Annotated in this window: 16 protein-coding genes; 4 read left to right on the plus strand and 12 right to left on the minus strand. The window is 48.9% G+C overall.

The annotated features are described in order from the left end of the window. Nucleotides 1-5 precede the first annotated feature (5 nt). From IPP66_13760 to IPP66_13775, 4 genes are all read right to left on the minus strand, one after another. A complete protein-coding gene (locus tag IPP66_13760; GenBank protein MBK9926339.1) occupies nucleotides 6-1550 on the minus strand; it encodes a DUF4111 domain-containing protein in 1545 nt (514 codons plus the stop codon). Nucleotides 1551-1592: 42 nt separating this feature from the next. Further along, nucleotides 1593-3206 (minus strand): ABC-F family ATP-binding cassette domain-containing protein, encoded by a 1614-nt coding sequence (locus IPP66_13765; GenBank protein ID MBK9926340.1) that lies wholly within the window; start codon nucleotides 3204-3206, stop codon nucleotides 1593-1595. Between the two features lie 268 nt (nucleotides 3207-3474). Then, nucleotides 3475-3768, minus strand: coding sequence for an antibiotic biosynthesis monooxygenase (locus IPP66_13770; protein MBK9926341.1), 294 nt, complete (start codon nucleotides 3766-3768; stop codon nucleotides 3475-3477). A 30-nt stretch (nucleotides 3769-3798) separates the two neighbouring features. Continuing rightward, on the minus strand, nucleotides 3799-4458 hold the full coding sequence (locus IPP66_13775; GenBank protein ID MBK9926342.1) for a cation transporter: 660 nt from the start codon (nucleotides 4456-4458) through the stop codon (nucleotides 3799-3801). A gap of 122 nt (nucleotides 4459-4580) precedes the next feature. On the opposite strand from IPP66_13775, the gene IPP66_13780 reads away from it, so the two are divergent. Next, nucleotides 4581-4991: a cupredoxin domain-containing protein gene (locus IPP66_13780; protein MBK9926343.1), complete on the plus strand. Its 411-nt coding sequence runs from the start codon at nucleotides 4581-4583 to the stop codon at nucleotides 4989-4991. Between the two features lie 53 nt (nucleotides 4992-5044). Next, nucleotides 5045-5821, plus strand: a complete 777-nt coding sequence (locus tag IPP66_13785; GenBank protein ID MBK9926344.1) for an RNA methyltransferase — start codon at nucleotides 5045-5047, stop codon at nucleotides 5819-5821. A gap of 84 nt (nucleotides 5822-5905) precedes the next feature. On the opposite strand, the gene IPP66_13790 is transcribed toward IPP66_13785, so the two are convergent. From IPP66_13790 to IPP66_13810, 5 genes are all read right to left on the minus strand, one after another. After that, complete coding sequence (locus IPP66_13790) at nucleotides 5906-6124, minus strand: hypothetical protein (GenBank protein MBK9926345.1); 219 nt, start codon at nucleotides 6122-6124, stop codon at nucleotides 5906-5908. 18 nt (nucleotides 6125-6142) lie between these two features. Continuing rightward, complete coding sequence (locus IPP66_13795; GenBank protein MBK9926346.1) at nucleotides 6143-6568, minus strand: vitamin K epoxide reductase family protein; 426 nt, start codon at nucleotides 6566-6568, stop codon at nucleotides 6143-6145. A gap of 3 nt (nucleotides 6569-6571) precedes the next feature. Then, nucleotides 6572-7804: a molybdopterin molybdotransferase MoeA gene (locus IPP66_13800; protein ID MBK9926347.1), complete on the minus strand. Its 1233-nt coding sequence runs from the start codon at nucleotides 7802-7804 to the stop codon at nucleotides 6572-6574. A 4-nt stretch (nucleotides 7805-7808) separates the two neighbouring features. After that, nucleotides 7809-10013 (minus strand): bifunctional (p)ppGpp synthetase/guanosine-3',5'-bis(diphosphate) 3'-pyrophosphohydrolase, encoded by a 2205-nt coding sequence (locus tag IPP66_13805; protein ID MBK9926348.1) that lies wholly within the window; start codon nucleotides 10011-10013, stop codon nucleotides 7809-7811. Between the two features lie 113 nt (nucleotides 10014-10126). Next, a complete protein-coding gene (locus IPP66_13810; GenBank protein ID MBK9926349.1) occupies nucleotides 10127-10579 on the minus strand; it encodes a cyclic nucleotide-binding domain-containing protein in 453 nt (150 codons plus the stop codon). Nucleotides 10580-10632: 53 nt separating this feature from the next. On the opposite strand from IPP66_13810, the gene IPP66_13815 reads away from it, so the two are divergent. Beyond that, nucleotides 10633-11115, plus strand: coding sequence for an aminoacyl-tRNA deacylase (locus tag IPP66_13815; protein MBK9926350.1), 483 nt, complete (start codon nucleotides 10633-10635; stop codon nucleotides 11113-11115). 58 nt (nucleotides 11116-11173) lie between these two features. Here the strand turns inward: IPP66_13815 and IPP66_13820 are convergent, their stop codons facing one another. From IPP66_13820 to trxA, 3 genes are all read right to left on the minus strand, one after another. Continuing rightward, entirely contained in the window at nucleotides 11174-11806 is a 633-nt protein-coding gene (locus IPP66_13820) for a hypothetical protein (GenBank protein ID MBK9926351.1), read from the minus strand. Nucleotides 11807-11938: 132 nt separating this feature from the next. Beyond that, nucleotides 11939-12604 carry a hypothetical protein gene (locus IPP66_13825; protein ID MBK9926352.1) on the minus strand — a complete coding sequence of 222 codons (666 nt, stop codon included), beginning with the start codon at nucleotides 12602-12604 and terminating at the stop codon, nucleotides 11939-11941. Nucleotides 12605-12623: 19 nt separating this feature from the next. Next, nucleotides 12624-12968: a thioredoxin gene (trxA, locus tag IPP66_13830; GenBank protein MBK9926353.1), complete on the minus strand. Its 345-nt coding sequence runs from the start codon at nucleotides 12966-12968 to the stop codon at nucleotides 12624-12626. 102 nt (nucleotides 12969-13070) lie between these two features. Between trxA and ftsY the strand changes: the two genes are divergently transcribed. After that, complete coding sequence (ftsY, locus tag IPP66_13835; protein MBK9926354.1) at nucleotides 13071-13979, plus strand: signal recognition particle-docking protein FtsY; 909 nt, start codon at nucleotides 13071-13073, stop codon at nucleotides 13977-13979. Nucleotides 13980-14024 lie beyond the last annotated feature (45 nt).

The following is a 14024-nucleotide window of genomic DNA, read 5'->3' on the forward strand; positions in this document are numbered from 1 at the left end:
GGTAATTATAAACTTATCTTATCTTTTACAAATCGGATGAAATTCAAGGTTTTGTCCAATGCCAAATCTTGTTCCTCGTGATTTGCTACAGCGACAGCATTATCGATCAATTGCGTCCACGGTTCACCCAGTTTTGTCTTTGCCCATTGGATGGCTTTAGGTTTTGATGTGATCGTCCCTGTTTCCAAGGCGTGCAAAACGCGACACATGGTGATGACGGCAAAGGAACGATATCCACTTTCGCCATTGCGTAACCATGAAGGGTCGTCAAGCATGGGAAACCACCATTCGATCAAAGTTCCCATCACTGCGCCGCGAATATCCTCGGGCGTGACAAAATCGATCAAGGTCTTTGGGTCTGGGCCTTCGATCACAATTCCGTACTCACGGATAACATGCCGCTGGATGATCCAGTCACTACCACGTTGATCCACAAAGAACTTTCCTTCGTTGACCGTTGGGCATGGTTCACCATTTGGGTCGTGTTTACGAATCAAATCCTTAGGGATATATGAACCTTCCAACTCGCCAGCGCGTTTGTGACTGGTTGCCCAAGTCTCTTTATGCATGGACTCAAGTTTGGCAATCGTTTCCTCTGAAAGCGAGCCACCAGTTACGAACAGAAAATCAATGTCACTGGTTTCGGGGTTGAAGTCACCGCTGGAGAGAGAACCGTAGAGGTACATGCCAACGAATTGGTCGCCAAGAATTTCCTTTGCGTTCGCATGGAGCAGGTTTAACACCTCGTTGACATCTGGATACGGTGTTGGCTTCATCACTTGAAGCGCGTAGCGGATTATGTCGAGTGTTCCATTTAGATCTTCAGGAAGGATTTCCAAACCAGGATTTTGCCTTCCCAGTAGAGCGCTTTCGACCAACGGTGTCCATTCTTTGCCTAGATTTTCCTTGGCCCATTTTGCCGCGACAGGTTTCGAGACAACCGTGCCGTGATAATAGGTGTAGAGTATTCTGCACAAAGTCAACACGGTATACGATTGATATCCGCGCCTCCCAAATTCTTGCGGATTATCGAGAAAGTGTTTAAGCCATTTATGTAGGACATCAAATACTGCTTCTCGTAGATTGCCTGATGAGACAGGGTCAATGAGCGTTTTGAGATCAGGTCCTGTGAGCGTTGTACCGTGTTCTCTAAGCACATGTCGCTGAATGACCCAATCACTATCGTGAGACATGATATGAAGTGTTTCATCGTTGCCTCTATCCATGTGCGGATGTTGGTTATCCGTTGGGTCGTAGTGGCGCAGGGCTTTTTGTGGAATATAAGAGACTTCCAATTGGATCGCCCAGGGCGAATCGAGTTTGATGATCCGTTCGTGCATGGCTTTCAGTGCATTGAATGTCTCGTTGTTGATATCAGTCTCTGTGACGACGAGTACGTCAATATCGCTGTATTCGTCAAAGTCACCGTTGGCGAGCGAGCCAAAAAGATACATGCCGATGAAGTTGTTTTGTAGAATTTCTTTGACGTCTGTGAACAAGATGTTGAGCATCTCATTCACGTCAGAATGGGGAGTAGGGGATAGGTTCATGTTGTAATTTCCTTGTAAGGGCGAGTCTCAGACTCGCCCTTACTATTTTGTTTCAATTCTTCCATCCTTCACAGTCCATATATCGGATGCGAAGCGTTCGAGGAAGTAGCGGTCATGGACAACGGCAAGGATCGTCCCATTGAAATTGGTGAGCGCTTCTTCAAAGCGGGCACGCGAGGGGATGTCGAGATGGTTGATGGGTTCGTCGAGCAACAGGAATGTGCATCCCTGTGCAATGAGCATTCCCAATTGCAGACGGGCGCGTTCACCAAACGAAAGTTCCGACGTGGGGCGTAACGCATCATCACCTTTGAAGAGGAAGTAATGCAGGAAGTTGCGTGCTTCAGTTTCGTTCATCGTTGCGATACTCTGGATGGTTTGCAACGCATTGAAATTTGGATTGAGTAACTCCTGTTCTTGACTCATGTATCCCAACTTGACGGTCTGACCTAACTTCAGGTTGCCCGCCAGTGGACGCAGTTTCCCTGCGATGGTGCGGATTAGAGTCGTCTTGCCTGTCCCGTTTGAGCCGGTGAGGCCGATGCGTTGTCCCGCACGGATATGGAGATTGAGGTTTTCGAGAAGCGGTTTGTCTATCGCGTAGCCAATTGTGAGGTTATCGGTGACCAATACGTTTTTGCTTTGAACATCACTTGCTTCGAATTCAAGTTTTATTTGCCATGACGGTTTTGGCTTCTCCACGCGCTCATCTGAGTCAAGATAACGATCCAGTTTTTTCTCGCGTGCTAAAGCTTTCTTTGCGACTTTCTTCGCATATCGTCGCACACCGGGTGTGCGCGGCGTTGTTGTGATCTCCACGTGTCGCGCTTGTTCCTTTGTGCGCGCAATGTCTTGTTTCATGCGGCGGATCTCATACTCTTGATCGCGATATGCGGCAAGTTGTTTATCCTGCTCTCTGAGGTATTGTTCGATGTAATCGGAATAGTTCCCTGTGTACACACGGATGGAGTGGGTCTTGGGATTTAGATCCAGAATCGATGTGACCGTGTTGTCGAGAAATGCGCGGTCATGCGAGACGATAAGTGCCGCGCCTTGAAAACGGTTGAGCCAGTCTTCAAGCCACTCGAGCATTTCAATATCGAGATGATTGGTGGGTTCATCGAGCAAGAGGAGATTCGGTTCTTCCAATAGGACACGTGCCAGCATGAGACGAGTCTTTTGTCCGCCGCTGAGGTGTTTGACGGGGGTGTCGAGGGGAATATCTGCAAGGCCAAGTGGGCCCAAGACCGTGGATGGATGTCGGTTGACCGAAGAAAGCTGTTCAATCGTAGCGTCGTATTTCACTTGAAGGTCTGAATCGTTTGGGTTGGCGGATAAAGCGTGGGCGAGGGATGTGATCTCAGATTCGAGGTCCGCTTGAGAAACGGGATTCAGGCTGAGGGTAGATTGAAGCGTTGCTTCAGGGTCGAATTCCATTCCTTGGGCGAGATAGCCTATTCTGAGATTCGGGCGCGTCGAAGCGACAGTCCCAGAATCGGGCTGTTCGAGGCCAGCGAGGATGCGCATGAGGGTGGTTTTGCCACAGCCATTGGGACCGATCAGGCCGACGCGCTCGTTGGTATTAACGCTGAAGGAGATGTCTTGCAGGATGGGCTGGATGCCGTATGTTTTGTGGATGTGATGTGCGGTAAGCATAGTGACCTGTAGATGGAGTAGGGGCGATCCTACGTAAAATTAAAACAAAAACCGAGGGCAAGCCTCGGCTGGTGGTAAAGACCTGACAGGTCTATAAGGTTTTTTGATCGTTCTTGGTTTCAGTCTGTGCGCAGGTTATGAATGGAAATAGCGCAACTGAGACCTGTCAGGTCTGAGAGTTCAGCGGGTTAGTGCCCTGAAAAAGTTTATGGTCTACAGGTTATCGGTCATTTCTATGCTCCTACTAAGTACGGACGGGCAGATTATATCACTGGTTTTCTACCTGATTGAAATACCCTCCACTCGGCGCGGACGCGAGTAATGGCCTGATCTCAACCAGCTTTTCGGCTGGGATGTTCTTGGCAGACATTTGATGTAATTCAATGCTCTCCCACACTTCGATTATGGTGAACTTTGTCGAGTCCTCATGGGATTGATAGAGCGTGACCGCCTCGCATCCCTGTGATGATTTGATCAACGGCATAATGGAGATAAGAAAGTTGCGTAGCGAGTCGGTCAGCCCGGGATTGGCTTGAAATTCGCTGATGCGGGTAATGGTCATTTTATACTCCAAAAGGTAACAGTTACTTGGCTAATTTTCGCAGTGATCGTCATCGCAATCACATTCCATCCCTGCGGCTTTTTCAAAGGCTTCTTTGCCTTCGCTGTACGAGAACCAGATCAAACCCAACGCGCCGATTGAATCGACGAAGCCGAAGCCTGTCAATTGATAGATCAAGCTCGAGGCCAGTAGAACAACGGACATGTAAATACAAACCATTGTGCAATTTGCGTCTGAGAGAATTGGCTGAGAGTTGAGTTCACGCCCTGCTTTGCGTTTGCCCATCACGAGTATCCACATCATTGCAATGGAGATAACAGAGATAATCAACCCGGGCAATGTCGTTTCAGGCTTGTGTCCGACGACAATGTTGTAAATGGCTGTTATAGCCAAACCTGCAACTAATAAATAAAACGCTGTGCCTGTGATGCGTAACGCCGTGATCTCGAACTGCGTGCGAGATGTACCCGGGTTCTGGCGGATGCGGATGACCATGGCGAGAATGCCGATACCTGACATGACCTCGATGAATGAGTCCACGCCAAAGCCGAAGAGGGTCAATGCCTCATCGGAGAATCCGAAATAAACGGAAATCATTCCCTCGGCGAGGTTGTAGACGATAGTGAAGACGGCCAGCCAGAGGGCGTACATCCAATATTTATTTGTGGTGGGTTGGGCAAGAGATGTCATGGATACTCCTAAAAATTTACTTTGAGCTATATCATACTGCATAAAGGTGACATTTATCTGTTGGGTAGGCTATCATACCTATTGTATAGTTTTAAAAGCCAAATCGAGAAGGAGAATAAACAATGAAGAAGAAAATTAGCTTTGTAGCCATGTTGATCGGGTTTGCTGTAGTGCTGACCACATGTGGCGGGGGAGGTCCGTCCACAACGATCAATGTCACCATGACCGATTTTCATTTTGAGCCTGGCGAATTCATTGTCCCTGCCGGACAAGAGATCACGGTCAATGCTACGAACAATGGCGCTGTGAAGCATGAACTTGTGATATTCAATTTAGGTACCGATGCAGGCACTAAATTCGGAGACGAGGACGAAGGGAACATCTATTGGGAGGTGGAGGTCGAGTCGGGTGACTCTATTGCTCAGACGTTCACCGCGCCCACTGAACCCGGTGAATATTATGTCACCTGTGGTGTCGAAGGTCACCTCGAGGCAGGGATGAGCGGCAAGCTGATCGTTGTGGCTGGCGAGTGAGAGAAAACTTTCGAAGTCTCGAAGAGTTCGGAAGTTTGTTTTACAATTAGGATATGAAAAAACCGATCATAACCAGTTTAGGCAATCCGCTTGTCAAGCAAGTGCGGGCATTACGCCAAAAGAAAGCTCGCACCGAAAGCGGACTGTTCCTTGTAGAAGGCATCCATCATGTGGGTGAAGTTGTTGAAGCAGGATGGGATGTGGACGCCGTCCTGTACGCACCAGGAATGCTCACAAGCACTTTTGCGCGGGATTTAGTAGACCGCCTCGACTCTAACTGCCAGCCTGTTTCTGAACAAGTGATGGAATCCATGGCTGACAAAGAAAACCCTCAAGGCATCCTTGCTCTGGTTCGCCAGAAGAAAACACAACTCAGTGAACTCAAACAGATCAACCGTGCTGTTGCCCTCGTCTCCCCGCAGGACCCGGGCAATGTCGGCACCATCCTCCGCACCATGGATGCTGTTGGCGCCGATGCATTGTTCCTGCTTGAGAAAGGCGTGGAGTTGTACCATCCCACTGTGATACGTTCCAGCATGGGGACGTTGTTCTGGAAGCCGATTGTCCAAACTTCGTTCGAGCAATTCGTGCAGTGGGCACGGGCAGGTAACTATCAGCTCATTGGAACATCGGCGCACGGTACTGTTGAATACAAAACGTTCATCCCGACCATTCCTTGGGTTTTAGTTCTGGGTAACGAACAAAAAGGCTTATCTCCCGAACAAGTCAAAGCTTGTGATGTGACCATCTCTCTGCCCATGAAGGGACGTGTCAGCTCATTGAACCTGTCTGTTGCGGCGGGAGTTCTGTTATATCAGTTCGGTCAGTGAATCCGTTTAAAACGAAGAGACACAGCATCGGCTGTGTCCCAGTTTTATTGAAATAAGATTCAATTGTCGTAGTGGAAAGACGCGCTAAAACTCGTCCTCATCTTCTTCCCACAACTCGTCTTCTTCCTCTTCTTCCTCTTCCTCCCATTCGAGTTCTTCCTCGTCTTCCCACTCCGTTGCGGCTTCTTCCGAAGGGGAATAGGTACTGCATCCGGTGTCGGGGTCAATTTCCACGGCCGCGGCACTGCATAAACCTTCGTCTATAAAGACACAATCTACGTAATGGCACTTAATGCGGGGCATTCATTCCTCCTGATGGAATTAGGGTTGGCGTATTACGCGAATTACTGAAAGAATAAAGATCACGGTCATCGTTATTTGGGAAGTGATACAGAATGGGCAGTAGGCATCCAAAAGCGCCACTTCTACATAGATCAGCCAGAGCGTAAAGAAAAAGCCGATCAATGAAATGCCGAAGAAGGCCATACTCCCATTGCTTTTGAGAAAATCAATTTTGTTCTCGAACAAAAGAATTCCCAAAAGCACTACATACCCAAGTATCCCAACGGCCGCCACAGGAATGCCGTTGATGGACGAATAAATGCTGTTGTTCACTGTTTCGCATCCACCAGAGCCGATGCACATTTTGCTATTCAATGTGACCTTATAGATGGTCATGTAGATCGAAACCAACAAACCCAGTATGGCGAGCGCAATTGTGATTTGTGTAAGTCGTTTATTCATCATTCCTCATAGTAACCATGCGTTCACTTCCTGACCAGCAGGCACGCATTTTACACCAGCGGGGATAATTAGTAAAGCATTCGCTTGTACCAATGATAGGAGATTGCCCGAGCCCTGATGCCCCGTTAAATTTGCGACGTATTGACCGTTTTCCTCGTGGACGATGGCCCGTAGGTAACTCTCTCGTCCATCAGATAGGATTTCCTCCTCGCATCTTACGCGGACCGTCAGCCTATTTCTGTCCGAATGGCCGCTCAGCCTCTGAAGCGTATCGCGCACGAAAACCTCGAATCCAACGAAGGCTGAGACTGGGTTGCCCGGCAAACCAATGAAGGGAATGCCCTTGTATTCACCGAATGCCACAGGCTTACCCGGGCGCATATTCACGCGCCAGAAATTCAAACTACCATGTGACTCTACAACTTCTTTTACATAATCGAATGCACCAACGCTTACACCTGCCGAAGAAAGGATCAGATCCACGTTGAGTTGCACGGCCTGGTCGATCAGCCCTTGTACAGAGGCGCGTGTGTCTTTCGCAATGCCCAAGCGCAATACTTCTGCATATGTGCTTTCGATCAATGCCGCGAGCATGTAGGAATTTGAATCCCGTATCTTACCTGATTCAAGTGGAGCGCCCGCTTCAAGAAGTTCATCACCTGAAGAAAGCAAAGCGATTAATGGCCTTTTGTATACTTCCACTTCAGAAAAGCCTAGCATGGCAAGCAGGCCAATATCTTGTGGCTTGAGAATGGAACCTCGTTTGAGAACAACGTCGCCTGCGTGAACATCCATGCCACGTGGTCGGACGTTTTCGCCTTTCTTTACGATTTTTTCGAAAGAAACAGTTTCAGGTGCATGTGTGCCGGGCGAGCGGTCGTTAAAGTCTGTGTCTTCCACCGGGATGACCGAGTCGGCGCCTTGGGGCATTTGTGCGCCGGTCATGATGCGCGCGGCTTGGCCGGGCGCGAGAGAAATCGTCGGTGTCGAACCGGCTGGTAGATCAGCGACCACGCTCAAAGTCACGCGTGAGGCGGGCGCGGCGTTTGAGGAGTCTGCAGCTCGGATGGCGAAGCCGTCCATGGAGGAGTTGTCGAAGAGGGGCAGGTCATCCGCTGCGACGATATCCATCCCCAATATGCGGTTGATGCAGGCTGTGATGGGAACGATCTCTGTTTGAACGGGATTGAATTGGGAAAGGATTCTTTCGCGGGCTTGTTGAACGCTGAGAAGGGACATGGTGTTAACCGGGTTTGACGCGATGCGCTTCCATTACATTGGGGAGGTTTTCAATACGTGTGAGGATGCGACTGAGTTGATCGAGGTTCTTTACTTCTACAACCAGACTCAGGTCGGCAAAAGATCGAATGGTATTTACAGATGCGTTGGCGATGTTTATGCCTTCGGTGTCGAGCAGTGTGGAGATATCGCCCATCAGACCCTGACGGTCATATGCCTTGACTTTGATCGGCACAGGGAAGGTGCTTTCTACAGTTCCCCAATTCACTTGCAGGAATCGCTCTTTGTCTTTTCTTTGAAGCATGTTTGGGCAATCTTGTCGATGGATGGTGGCGCCGCGTCCGCGTGTGATGTAGCCTACGATCTGATCGCCGGGCATGGGGTTGCAACACCTTGCCATTTGCGAGAGCAAACCCTTGAGCCCGACGACTTCCACTTTGTCGGTACTTGTGTTGTCGTTGGTGTGCGGGCCGGTGACGAGCACATCGGTGCTTTCCTCGGTCTCTGAAAAACGGCGAAGCACGCGACTCATTGAGAGGTCGCCACACCCCAACGAAATGAACAACTCATCTGGTGTTTTGAAACCGAGGTCGCGTGCCATGGTTTCAAAGTTCATTTCGGTGATGCCGAGGCGTTGCAATTCGCGTTCGAGGGTGCTACGTCCTTGTGTGAGGTTTTGTTCGTCTTCCTGTTTCTTGAACCAGGCTTTGATCTTGGTGCGTGCACGTTGTGTTTTGACGAGGCCAAGATTCGGATTTAACCAATCGCGACTCGGTCCGCCTCGCTTCGCCGTCAGGATTTCAACCTGGTCGCCGGTCTTTAGGTCTTGATACAACGGGACAAGTTTTCCGTTGACACGTGCACCACGACAACGATGACCGATATCTGTGTGAACATGGTAGGCAAAGTCAATGGGGGTGGAGCCTACCGACAGATCGAAGATATCGCCACGTGGGGTGAAGACGTAAACACGGTCTTGGAAGACATCGGTCTTCATGCCTTCCACAAATTCCTGTGCATCGTTTACTTCAGATCGCCATTCCATCATACTGCGAAGCCAGTTGATGCGGTCTTCATAGACCTTGTTTGATGATTTCCCGCCTTCTTTATATCGCCAGTGTGATGCAATGCCATATTCGGCATTTTGGTGCATTTCGGCTGTACGTATCTGCACTTCGACCGGGCGTTTATCATCGTAAATGACAGCGGTGTGAAGCGACTGATAGAAATTGTCTTTGGGAGCGGCGATGTAATCATCGAACTCGCCGGGGATGGGACGCCAGTGTGTATGGATCACTCCCAGCGCGGCATAGCAGGACGGGACGTCTGGGACAATAAGTCGTACAGCACGCACGTCACGCACGAGATCGAAGGGTTTGCCCTTTTGTGCCATTTTCTTGTATATGGAATAGATATGTTTGGGACGTCCACTGATCTCCGCTTTGATATTATGTTTGGCAAGGAGTTCAATGAGCTTTTCCTTGATGACATCAATCTGTGCTTCGCGGTCTGGTCGCTTTTCGCTGATCTGTTCCGCGATCTCTTTGTACTTTTCAGGGTTTGTATATCGAAAGCCCAGGTCTTCCAATTCCCATTTGATCTGCCAAATGCCGAGGCGGTTGGCGAGCGGAGCAAAGATATCGAGAGTCTCTTTGGCGATACGTTTTTGTTTATCTTCGGAAGTGTGGTGAAGGGTCCGCATATTGTGCAAGCGGTCGGCTAGTTTGATCAATACCACGCGTACATCGTCACCCATGGCAAGGAAGGTCTTGCGTAAAGTCTCTGATTTGAGGTCTTGTTTGCTTTTCTTAGAATGGTCTGGCTCATCGTGAGGTTGTGCGCCATTGTTGTTTTCATCTTTACCGGCGTGTTGGTCGCCACGTGATACACGTGGCAGGTTGGTGAGCTTGGTCACACCATTGACGAGACTTGCCACAACATCGCCGAAATCACGGTCAATATCTTGTAGTGTGACAGGGGTGTCCTCGACCGTATCATGTAAAAGACCCGCGACGACCACTTCAGGCGGTACGCGCAGGTCTGCAAGGATGCCGGCCACGGTAATACAATGATTAATGTAGGGTGCGCCTGATTGACGTTTTTGTCCGTGGTGTGCTTCTTTGGCGAAGCGATAGGCACGTTTGATCACATCCCTTTCTGCAAGCGAATAGTGCTCTGGGAGTTGTTCAAGGAATTTTTCGAGGGGGATAACTTCGAATTGTTCTTCCATATATAGGAGTATTTTACTACGCTAGATTAGAATCAAATTAGCCCGCTCGTTGGCAGGGGAAGTGGAAATGCTTTTGTGATGAAATATTGTGCTTAAAGTGTTTTTAGGAGGGCTTGTCGGCTATTACGCAGGCGATCTGAGATGATTTGTGTGATACGAAGCATGATCTTATACCCATCTGCGGGGTGTTGGTCTAAGATTTGCAGGAATTTTTCTGACGGGATGGCGATCAATTCGGAGTCCTCTTCGCAAAATGCGGAGGCCGTGTAATGGTTGGGGGATACTACGCCAGACCAACCCAGAGTCTGGTGTGGGCGGCTGATAAAAGAAACGGTGACAGAATCGGGCCGCGATGTAAGGTTGACGCGCAAGGCAATGCTTCCATTAATAAGCAAGTGCAGTTTGTCCGCTTTCCCACCTTCCTTGAAAACATAATCATCCTTTTTCACATGGACGGTTTCGCAAATGGCCGCGATCTCGCCCAGTGATTCTTTGGATATATCTCTGAATAACTCGAAATCTGCCAGCGTATTCGATGTGATCATAGGTCCTCCAAAGCGGTAAAATTGATTGAAATTAGTATAGCATGGATGTCAATATGCCCGTTGTCAATAATGTCACTCGTTTTTTGGATTCCCGTAAGGTTTCATATACCGCCTTTGAAACGCCACCTGAAAAGTTGGGCGCACTGGAAACGGCGCATCTTCTCAATATTTCACCTGATTCTGTTTTCAAGACCATTGTCGTCACCCGAGATAAGCCGAAAAAGCCGTTGCTTGTAGTGGTGCCCGGTCCATCACAGGTGGATTTGAAGAAGCTGGCATCTGCCATCGGTGAGAAGAAGGTGTACCTGCCAACTGAGCGCGAAGCTGAGCAGTTAACTGGCCTACAGGCTGGCGGTATTTCTCCACTAGCCTTGATCAATAAAGGTTTTCAGGTTGTGATTGACGCTTCCTCGCAGAACTTTTCCGAGATCCACATCTCTGGTGGGCAGAGGGGATTGAATATTCGATTGTCTGTGAATGATCTTGCTACACTCGTAAATGCGAGATTTTCATTGGTGTGTATAGATCCTAAGTGAGAATCAAAAAAGTCGGCGAAACCGCCGACTTTTTTGATTCTAGATGATCGGTAACAAACTAAGGTCCGTTAAATTGGACTTTCTCTGCGTAGACATCAAAGCTCCATAGATCAGGGTTGTTGATACAACCATATCCAAAGGCTTTAGAATCCTTGCCTTCATTGCCGTTAACAAAAACGCTTACGTTATAACAACCCTGCACAAGGTCGGTATAGGTGAGAGCGTCATTCTTACCGAGATTGAAACCTCGGTATCCACATTCACCGAAAGGAGTCTTATTCAAGTATATTGAGCCGACTAATGTTCCCTTGGTCATGTTTCTAATTCTGATCTTTGTTGGATGCCCATCAATAGTTCCGGGGAGCGGGGCGTTGCATGGATCGCCTCCAGCATTATTGTTTGACGAGGCGGTAGTAGGTGCCAACGTTGGAGCATCAAGTGTGGGCAATGCGATAGGCGTATCTGTGGGGAGGGGAGTATTTGTTGCAGGGATGGGAGTGTCGGTTGGCGGGACCGGGGTATTCGTGGGGATGGCCGCCTGTGTTTCGGCAACAATAGTCAATGCCGCCGCGACAGCCGTAGATTGTATCTGCTCTGGGCTGACGGTTGGTTCAGATGGGGCCGCCGCACCGCATGCACTGATGATCATGGTAAAGGCCATAACCAGTGATAAGATGGTAAAACGTTTCATTGTGATTTTTTGTCTCCTAATTATTGACAATTGGGATTGCATCTTCCCAAATTTGTTTGAGGTCATTGGGTGCGATGGTTTATTTTATTTAAAACGAACCGTCGCACGAGTTTGTTCCACATACTTCATGTTTTATTGGATTGTGACCTTATCCTTGAAAATAGTGATTGTGAGGTCATCTCCGTCGTTTAGTGTAAACGTGCCTGTGATCTCTCGGCCGCCTACCCAAACAACATATACATAATAACCAAGCGGTGCCTGTGTGCGGACCTCTTTTTTAACCGGGTATTCGATCACTGTATCAGGTCTGCCTATTGCATCATTTTGCAATGAGATGTAAGCCTGCGCCTGTGACTTGTTGAAAATCTTGACATTCGCGTAGGGCACCGCCGGTGGAAGGGTCCCATACTTAAGTATGCCTAGCGTAGGCGTCACGGTGGGACTTCCAGAAGATGTGACAGGCTGTGTTACTGTGGCAGTGGCAGTTACACTTCCAGCAGGCACATTTGTAGATGTTGCCGGGGTGGTTGTCAAATTTGGGGCGGGAGTGAATGATGGTGTATCAGTAACCGCGAGAGTAGAAGAGGCCACTACAACAAGCGTATTTGTCTGAGTCTCGGTTGGCAAAACAGTTGTCGGGGAGGGAAGAGCCGCCTGCGTCTGTGCTTGCGATTGCCGTACCTTGGCATCAATTGTCGCTTGTGCATCAACGCTTGGAGCAGGACTTTGTCCCGCGCCTAACACGGAACAAGCGCTTGCGAAAACTAATGCCAACGTAAGAATAATAAACTTTTTCATCAAACCACTCCTTGTGGGGCTATGACTGACCAGCTACCTCCAGGAATTGTGTTACCGTATCGCGCAACATGCGCTCCGGTAGTGCACCGACCTGGCGATGCACGATTTTGCCGCCTGCAACAAAGAGCATGGTCGGGATTCCCTGAATCCCGTATTTCATCATCCATTCGGGATTCTCGTCTGTGTTGACCTTGGCGATGACGACCTTGCCATCATATTCCTTGGCAAGCTTATCGAGAATAGGCGCGATCATTTTGCAAGGACCGCACCACGGCGCCCAGAAATCAACGATTACCGGCACAGTAGACTGAAGGACTGTCTTCTCAAATGCGGCATCAGTTACATGAATAGGTTCATTAGACATCGTATTACACCTTTATTTGTTCAAAAATTTGGGGTTTATTTTGAAAAACCTTGAACGATAAAAAAGTATATCACAATACCCTGCATGATATAATCGCCCGCTATGGCTGAACTATTTTCAAAATGGAGAGAAGGCCTCGCTAAAACGAGCAAGACAACATTTGGAAGGCTCAAATCCATTCTTGGTGCAACCGAGATCACGCAAGATACTTGGGATGAACTGGAATCATTGCTTGTACAAGCTGACTTGGGAATCGAAACGGCGACTGAAATTCTGGATTCAATGCGCCGTATCGTGCGGACCGAAGGCCTGACTCGCTCTGATGAGCTTTGGGATGCCCTTCGAGCTGAACTTCGCTCCAGACTCTCCGTCCCACCAGCCTTCACATGGACTAATAAACCGTCCGTCATCATGATGGTCGGAGTCAATGGCTCTGGCAAAACAACCACCATCGCCAAACTCGGACAGCGTTTTCACAACGAAGGGAAATCTCTTCTCTTTGGCGCGGCAGATACCTTCCGTGCCGCAGCGGTGGACCAGCTTCAGGTATGGGGAGACAGGTTGAAGGTCGATGTGATCGCGGGCGCGCCCGAGTCCGATCCCGGAGCGGTGGCATTCAATGCTGTTCAAGCAGGAACAGCTCGCGGCGTAGACATCATCCTGATCGACACTGCTGGAAGATTACAAACCAAATTCAACTTGATGGAAGAGTTAAAAAAGGTCAATCGTGTGATCGGTAAAGCTTTACCCGGAGCACCTCACGAAGTATGGCTTGTGTTGGATGCGACCACAGGACAAAACGCAATGCAACAAGCCAAGGCTTTTAAAGAAGCAGTGGGTGTGAACGGTGTGATTTTATCTAAACTGGATTCTTCTGCACGTGGTGGCATGGCGTTTGCCATTCAGCGTGAACTTGGTCTGCCTATTATGTTTGCGGGCCTTGGTGAAAAGCCCGAAGATCTGACGTTGTTTGATCCCGACGCATTTATTCAAGGGATATTAGGAAAATAGATTTGGAATGCAGGAAGTCACTCCTGCGCTTCTTAGTAAAAAGGA

Origin of the sequence: Candidatus Defluviilinea proxima (genome assembly GCA_016721115.1) — a bacterium.
GTDB lineage: Bacteria > Chloroflexota > Anaerolineae > Anaerolineales > Villigracilaceae > Defluviilinea > Defluviilinea proxima.

What these genes read in the sequence shown, in the direction of transcription:
- IPP66_13760 (MBK9926339.1), bottom strand. Translation starts at nt 1,550, where the DNA reads ATGAACCTATCCCCTACTCCCCATTCTGACGTGAATGAGATGCTCAAC.
- IPP66_13765 (MBK9926340.1), bottom strand. Translation starts at nt 3,206, where the DNA reads ATGCTTACCGCACATCACATCCACAAAACATACGGCATCCAGCCCATC.
- IPP66_13770 (MBK9926341.1), bottom strand. Translation starts at nt 3,768, where the DNA reads ATGACCATTACCCGCATCAGCGAATTTCAAGCCAATCCCGGGCTGACC.
- IPP66_13775 (MBK9926342.1), bottom strand. Translation starts at nt 4,458, where the DNA reads ATGACATCTCTTGCCCAACCCACCACAAATAAATATTGGATGTACGCC.
- IPP66_13780 (MBK9926343.1), top strand. Translation starts at nt 4,581, where the DNA reads ATGAAGAAGAAAATTAGCTTTGTAGCCATGTTGATCGGGTTTGCTGTA.
- IPP66_13785 (MBK9926344.1), top strand. Translation starts at nt 5,045, where the DNA reads ATGAAAAAACCGATCATAACCAGTTTAGGCAATCCGCTTGTCAAGCAA.
- IPP66_13790 (MBK9926345.1), bottom strand. Translation starts at nt 6,124, where the DNA reads ATGCCCCGCATTAAGTGCCATTACGTAGATTGTGTCTTTATAGACGAA.
- IPP66_13795 (MBK9926346.1), bottom strand. Translation starts at nt 6,568, where the DNA reads ATGATGAATAAACGACTTACACAAATCACAATTGCGCTCGCCATACTG.
- IPP66_13800 (MBK9926347.1), bottom strand. Translation starts at nt 7,804, where the DNA reads ATGTCCCTTCTCAGCGTTCAACAAGCCCGCGAAAGAATCCTTTCCCAA.
- IPP66_13810 (MBK9926349.1), bottom strand. Translation starts at nt 10,579, where the DNA reads ATGATCACATCGAATACGCTGGCAGATTTCGAGTTATTCAGAGATATA.
- IPP66_13815 (MBK9926350.1), top strand. Translation starts at nt 10,633, where the DNA reads ATGCCCGTTGTCAATAATGTCACTCGTTTTTTGGATTCCCGTAAGGTT.
- IPP66_13820 (MBK9926351.1), bottom strand. Translation starts at nt 11,806, where the DNA reads ATGAAACGTTTTACCATCTTATCACTGGTTATGGCCTTTACCATGATC.
- IPP66_13825 (MBK9926352.1), bottom strand. Translation starts at nt 12,604, where the DNA reads ATGAAAAAGTTTATTATTCTTACGTTGGCATTAGTTTTCGCAAGCGCT.
- trxA (MBK9926353.1), bottom strand. Translation starts at nt 12,968, where the DNA reads ATGTCTAATGAACCTATTCATGTAACTGATGCCGCATTTGAGAAGACA.
- ftsY (MBK9926354.1), top strand. Translation starts at nt 13,071, where the DNA reads ATGGCTGAACTATTTTCAAAATGGAGAGAAGGCCTCGCTAAAACGAGC.